The organism is Kluyvera ascorbata ATCC 33433 (assembly GCF_000735365.1).
GTDB classification, from domain to species: Bacteria; Pseudomonadota; Gammaproteobacteria; order Enterobacterales; family Enterobacteriaceae; genus Kluyvera; species Kluyvera ascorbata.
This window is the reverse complement of sequence record NZ_JMPL01000055.1, coordinates 21,185-27,568: the sequence shown is the minus strand read 5'-3', so window position 1 is coordinate 27,568 and position 6,384 is coordinate 21,185. Positions and strand designations below refer to the sequence as shown.

General features: G+C 52.2%; 5 protein-coding genes. 2 read left to right on the top strand and 3 right to left on the bottom strand.

Annotation, left to right across the window (positions count from 1 at the left end; all coding sequences use genetic code 11):
* Positions 1–423: 423 nt before the first annotated feature.
* From clpB to rluD, 3 genes are all read right to left on the bottom strand, one after another.
* Complete coding sequence (clpB, locus tag GKAS_RS13910; protein ID WP_035894962.1) at positions 424–2,997, bottom strand: ATP-dependent chaperone ClpB; 2,574 nt, start codon at positions 2,995–2,997, stop codon at positions 424–426.
* 129 nt (positions 2,998–3,126) lie between these two features.
* Complete coding sequence (yfiH, locus tag GKAS_RS13905; RefSeq protein WP_035894960.1) at positions 3,127–3,858, bottom strand: purine nucleoside phosphorylase YfiH; 732 nt, start codon at positions 3,856–3,858, stop codon at positions 3,127–3,129.
* Positions 3,855–4,835 (bottom strand): 23S rRNA pseudouridine(1911/1915/1917) synthase RluD, encoded by a 981-nt coding sequence (gene rluD / locus GKAS_RS13900; protein ID WP_035894959.1) that lies wholly within the window; start codon positions 4,833–4,835, stop codon positions 3,855–3,857. Before rluD ends, yfiH begins: the two co-directional genes overlap by 4 nt.
* 132 nt (positions 4,836–4,967) lie before the next feature.
* Between rluD and bamD the strand changes: the two genes are divergently transcribed.
* Positions 4,968–5,711, top strand: a complete 744-nt coding sequence (gene bamD / locus GKAS_RS13895; protein ID WP_035894964.1) for an outer membrane protein assembly factor BamD — start codon at positions 4,968–4,970, stop codon at positions 5,709–5,711.
* A gap of 274 nt (positions 5,712–5,985) precedes the next feature.
* Positions 5,986–6,327 carry a ribosome-associated translation inhibitor RaiA gene (gene raiA, locus GKAS_RS13890; RefSeq protein WP_035894958.1) on the top strand — a complete coding sequence of 114 codons (342 nt, stop codon included), beginning with the start codon at positions 5,986–5,988 and terminating at the stop codon, positions 6,325–6,327.
* The last annotated feature ends 57 nt before the right edge of the window (positions 6,328–6,384 follow it).

The window sequence follows — 6,384 nt, the reverse complement described above, 5'->3', positions numbered from 1 at the left end:
ATGAATTAAACTTCGTAATGAATTACGTGTTCACTCAGAGACTTGGTATTCATTTATCGTCTTGCGACGTTAAGAATCCGTATCTTCGAGTGCCCACACAGATTGTCTGATAAATTGTTAAAGAGCAGTGCCGCTTCGCTTTGCCAGCGGCGCGGGATGTGCATATTACGCTTTCCCGCTTGAAAGTCAAGCGTTTATTTTCGCTTTCGTCTCTCGAGATTCTCAGGAGAATCTCGCTGACCCGGCGGCTTGTTTGCCGTCGTTCCGTGTCAGTGGAGGCGCATTATAGGGAGATACTGAGAAGTCGCAAGCATAAATTAGAAAAAACTTATCGTTCGCTCACTTTTCATTCAATCGTCTTATTTTCGCCTGGTTTTTAAACAAAAACGAGCCCCGAAGGGCTCGTTTTCTGCTTTTTGTGACTTACTGCACTGCCACAATCTGGTCGTCTTTAACTTCCAGACGGATAACTTTGCCAGGAATCAGCTCGCCGGACAGAATCTGCTGGGCCAGCGGGTTTTCAATCTGCTGCTGGATGGCACGTTTCAACGGACGTGCGCCATACACCGGATCGTAACCGTTCTGACTCAGCAATTGCAGCGCTTCATCAGACATCTGCGTTTCGTAGCCACGCTCTTCAAGACGTTGGTACAAACGCTGCAGCTGAATCTGAGCAATCGAAGCGATATGGTTTTCACCCAACGGATGGAAGACCACTACTTCATCGATACGGTTAATGAACTCTGGACGGAAGCTGTGGCTGACCACACCCAGTACCAGATCTTTCATATGGCCGTAGTCGAGTTCACCGAAGCGTTCCTGAATCAGGTCGGAACCGAGGTTAGAAGTCATGATGACCACCGTGTTACGGAAGTCGACCGTTCTCCCCTGCCCGTCGGTCAAACGACCATCGTCCAGAACCTGCAGCAGAATGTTGAACACATCCGGATGCGCTTTCTCTACTTCATCCAGCAGGATGACAGAATAAGGACGACGACGAACCGCTTCCGTCAGGTAACCGCCCTCTTCATAACCGACATATCCCGGAGGCGCACCGACCAGACGAGACACGGAGTGTTTCTCCATAAACTCGGACATGTCGATACGCACCATGGCATCGTCGCTGTCGAACATAAAGTTAGCCAGCGCTTTACACAGTTCGGTTTTACCTACCCCGGTTGGCCCCAGGAACAGGAATGAACCAATCGGACGGTTAGGATCGGACAGCCCTGCACGACTACGGCGAATCGCATTCGACACCGCCTCAACCGCTTCGTTCTGCCCAATCACGCGGCTGTGCAGATCCTGCTCCATACGCAGCAGCTTATCACGCTCGCCTTCCAGCATGCGGGCAACCGGAATACCGGTCCAGCGCGCCAGCACTTCGGCAATCTCAGCATCCGTCACTTTATTACGTAACAGGCGCATGGTTTTGCCTTCAGACTGGGTTGCCGCTTCCAGCTGTTTTTCCAGCTCTGGAATTTTGCCGTACTGCAGTTCCGACATCCGCGCCAGGTCGCCGACGCGACGCGCCTGCTCAATGGCGATTTTCGCCTGTTCCAGTTCAGCTTTAATAGTCTGCGTGCCGGAGAGGGACGCTTTTTCCGCTTTCCACTCTTCTTCTAACTCAGAGTACTGACGTTCTTTATCGTTCAGCTCATCGTTCAGCATATCGAGACGTTTCTTGCTCGCCTCGTCAGACTCTTTCATTAACGCCTGCTGTTCCAGCTTCAGCTGAATGATACGGCGGTCGAGTCGGTCGAGCTCTTCCGGCTTCGAGTCAATCTGCATACGAATGCTGGACGCAGCTTCATCGATAAGGTCGATGGCTTTATCCGGCAACTGACGGTCGGCAATATAACGGTGAGACAGCGTTGCTGCCGCCACGATTGCCGGGTCAGTAATCTGCACGTGGTGGTGCAGTTCATAACGTTCTTTCAAACCACGCAGAATCGCGATGGTGTCTTCCACCGAAGGCTCTGCAACGAACACTTTCTGGAATCGACGTTCCAGCGCCGCATCTTTTTCGATGTACTGGCGATACTCATCCAGCGTCGTTGCGCCTACGCAGTGGAGTTCACCACGCGCCAGCGCCGGTTTCAGCATGTTACCGGCATCCATCGCGCCGTCGGCTTTACCCGCACCAACCATGGTATGCAGCTCATCGATAAACAGGATGACGTTACCTTCCTGTTTCGCCAGATCGTTCAGCACGCCTTTCAGACGTTCTTCAAACTCCCCGCGGTATTTCGCCCCGGCCACCAGCGCGCCCATATCCAGCGCCAGTACGCGACGGCCTTTTAAGCCTTCCGGTACTTCGCCGTTAATAATGCGCTGCGCCAGCCCTTCAACGATGGCGGTTTTACCTACACCCGGCTCACCAATTAATACCGGGTTGTTTTTGGTACGACGCTGCAGTACCTGAATGGTACGGCGAATTTCTTCATCACGACCGATAACCGGGTCAAGTTTGCCCTGCTCGGCGCGTTCGGTCAGATCGACCGTATATTTCTTCAATGCCTGACGTTGGTCTTCGGCACCCTGGTCATTCACGCTTTCACCTCCGCGCATCTGTTCAATTGCTTGAGTGATACTGGCGGTAGTTGCGCCTGCCGTTTTTAGCAGGTCGGTCAGAGTGCCACGAGACTCAAGCGCCGCCAGAACGAACAGTTCTGACGAAATAAAGTTGTCGTTGCGTTTTTGCGCCAGCTTGTCGCAAAGATTCAGTACACGCATCAGATCCTGAGACGGCTGCACGTCACCACCGGTGCCTTCCACCTGAGGTAAACGGCTCAACGCCTGATCGATAGCAGTACGCAACTGGCCGGCATTAATGCCAGCCGACGTTAATAATGGACGTACCGAGCCCCCTTCCTGATTCAGTAAGGCGCTCATTAAATGAAGAGGTTCGATAAATTGGTTGTCGTGCCCGAGTGCCAGCGACTGGGCATCGGCAAGAGCAAGCTGGAATTTATTGGTAAGACGATCCAGACGCATGACTCCTCCCATACTAGGTCAAATTTGCTACAGGAGATTAAATGAGGTCATCCCTCAATTATTCAAGGTTAAATGACCTGGTCAATGAGAAAAAAATGTCTGCCTTCTGGATCGTCTTGATTCTATAGGTTATATCAGCCAGATGAAACTTGCCATACGACCAGTAGTACGGTCACGGCGATAAGAGAAAAAATCATCCTTTTCGCTGAAGGTACAGCGGTCACCGCCAAAGACAGCGGTCACACCGATATTACCCAGACGCTGACGCGCCAGCTGGTAGATATCAGCATAGTATTTTTCGCCGACTGGACGGAATGCGCTAACCGCGTTGGCATCTTTCGCCATAAACGCGTCACGCACTTCGGGGCCGACTTCAAAGGCCTGCGGCCCAATCGCAGGGCCAAACCAGGCAAAAATGTTTTCGGGACTGTCTTTGAAGCAGGCAACGGTCTCTTCGAGCACTCCATCGCACAAACCACGCCAGCCAGCATGCGCTGCAGCCACTTCCGTTCCCGCTTTGTTGCAAAAGAGAACGGGAAGACAATCGGCTGTCATCACCGCACACACTGTCCCGGGCGTATTGCTGTAGGAGGCATCGGCACGTTTAGAAGCGTACGGTTCACCGGTCAGATGCAGAACATCTTTACCATGCACCTGCTCAAGCCACACCGGGTTCGACGGCAGTTTACCCGCCGCGAACATGCGCTTACGGTTCTCTTCCACATGCTCAAGGTTATCGCCGCAGTGAGCGCCGAGATTCAGAGAATCCCACGCGCCTTCGCTAACCCCGCCCACGCGCGTTGAACTGCAGGCCGCTACGCTTGCTGGCAGCGGCCACTCCGGGACAATGATTTTGGTCATAGCCAGTCTACGTCATCCTTATGTTCTTCAAAGTCGTCGCGCATCACCGCAATCAGATCAACCATATCCTGTGGGATTGGCGCATGCCATTCCATTTCAATCCCCGAAATCGGATGATAAAGACGCAGCATGGTCGCGTGAAGCGCCTGACGGTCAAACTTGCGCAGTACGGAAATGAACTCATCCGATGCGCCTTTCGGCGGACGTGGCCGGCCACCGTAGACCTGATCGCCCACCAGCGGATGGGTAATATGCGCCATGTGCACGCGGATCTGGTGCGTACGTCCGGTTTCCAGACGCAGCCGCAGACGCGTGTGCACACGGAAGTGTTCCATGATGCGATAGTGCGTTACCGCCGGTTTGCCCATTGGATGTACCGCCATATGCGTACGCTTGGTCGGGTGGCGGCTGATAGGTTCTTCAACGCTACCGCCTGCGGTCATGTGACCAATTGCCACCGCTTCGTACTCACGGGTGATTTCACGCAGCTGCAGCGATTCCACCAGACGCGTTTGTGCCGGAACGGTTTTCGCCACCACCATCAACCCGGTAGTGTCTTTATCCAGACGGTGCACGATGCCCGCACGCGGCACATCAGCAATCGGTGGATAATAGTGCAGCAGCGCGTTCAGCACCGTGCCATCCGGGTTACCGGCGCCAGGGTGCACCACGAGGTCGCGCGGTTTGTTGATGACCATAATGTCATCATCTTCATAAACGATATCGAGTGGGATATCCTGCGCTTCAAAGCGGATCTCTTCGTCGATTTCGGCGTCAATAGAGACGGTCTCGCCGCCCATGACTTTCTCTTTTGGCTTGTCTGAAACTTTGCCATTTACCTGTACGCGTTGGTCGAGGATCCATTCTTTTATGCGCGAACGCGAATAATCAGGGAACATTTCGGCCAAAGCCTGATCTAAGCGTTGTCCAAGTTGTGACTCGGACACCGTTGCGGTGAGTTGTACTCGTTGTGCCATATACAGCTTCTTCGTTAACGTTGGGTTTTTACGGCTTCGCCGTTTAATATAGTGTGCTATTGTAGCTGGTCTTAATCGGGAACAGGAACTGTGAATATCCCGTATAAACATTTTGAGGAAAGTCAAAACGTCATGACGCGCATGAAATATCTGGTGGCAGCGGCCACGTTGAGCCTGGCTTTGGCGGGGTGCTCTGGTTCAAAGGACGAAGTTCCTGATAATCCGCCTAATGAAATCTACGCAACTGCTCAGCAAAAGCTGCAGGACGGTAACTGGAAACAGGCAATAACGCAACTGGAAGCGTTGGATAACCGCTATCCGTTTGGGCCATATTCTCAGCAGGTTCAGCTGGATCTGATCTACGCATACTATAAGAATGCCGATCTGCCGCTGGCCCAGGCCGCAATTGACCGTTTCATTCGTCTTAACCCGACCCATCCGAACATCGACTATGTGATGTACATGCGCGGCCTGACGAACATGGCGCTGGACGATAGCGCGCTGCAGGGCTTCTTCGGCGTAGACCGTTCCGACCGCGATCCGCAACATGCGCGTGACGCATTCAATGACTTCTCGAAGCTGGTGCGCGGCTACCCGAACAGTCAATACGTCACCGATGCCAACAAGCGTCTTGTCTTCCTGAAAGACCGTCTGGCGAAGTATGAACTTTCCGTTGTTGATTACTACACTGCACGTGGTGCATGGGTAGCTGTGGTTAACCGCACCGAAAACATGCTGCGTAATTATCCGGACACTCAGGCTACCCGCGACGCGCTTCCTAAGATGGAAAACGCCTATCGTGAAATGCAGATGACCGCGCAGGCTGATAAAGTCGCGAAAATCATCGCGGCCAACAGCAAAAATACGCAGTCCTGATTCGGACAACCCTATCAAGCAAAACGGCAGCCCTGTGGCTGCCGTTTTTTTATTCGTTTCACGTCATAGCTGAAGCGGTTTAGCTCCAGGTCATCCTATCAAATATGGCGGTATTTTCCCGAACCGACAAGTAAAAAATCACTTCTTCCTGTCCTGACTCACAAAATGAATGCACTGACAAAAAGTGACAAAATAATGTGATCTTTATCACGCATTTTAACCAAATCCGAGGTATGCTGGAATCACCAAGACGGAAAGACAAGAGGTAAAATTTATGACAATGAACATTACCAGTAAACAAATGGAAATTACTCCGGCTATTCGCCAGCATGTCGCAGACCGTCTCTCAAAATTGGAAAAATGGCAAACCCACTTAATTAACCCACATATCATCCTGTCCAAAGAGCCACAGGGATTTGTAGCGGACGCCACGATGAATACCCCGAACGGGCATCTGGTCGCCAGCGCTAAACATGAAGATATGTACACCGCCATTAACGAATTGATCAACAAGCTGGAACGGCAGCTCAATAAGGTGCAACACAAAGGGGAAGCCCGTCGCGCCGCAACGTCGGTGAAAGACGCAAGCTTCGTAGAAGAAGTTGAAGAAGAGTAAACTGAACTTTGTACTTTAATGTGTATCGCCAACGCGCCTTCGGGCGCGTTTTTTATT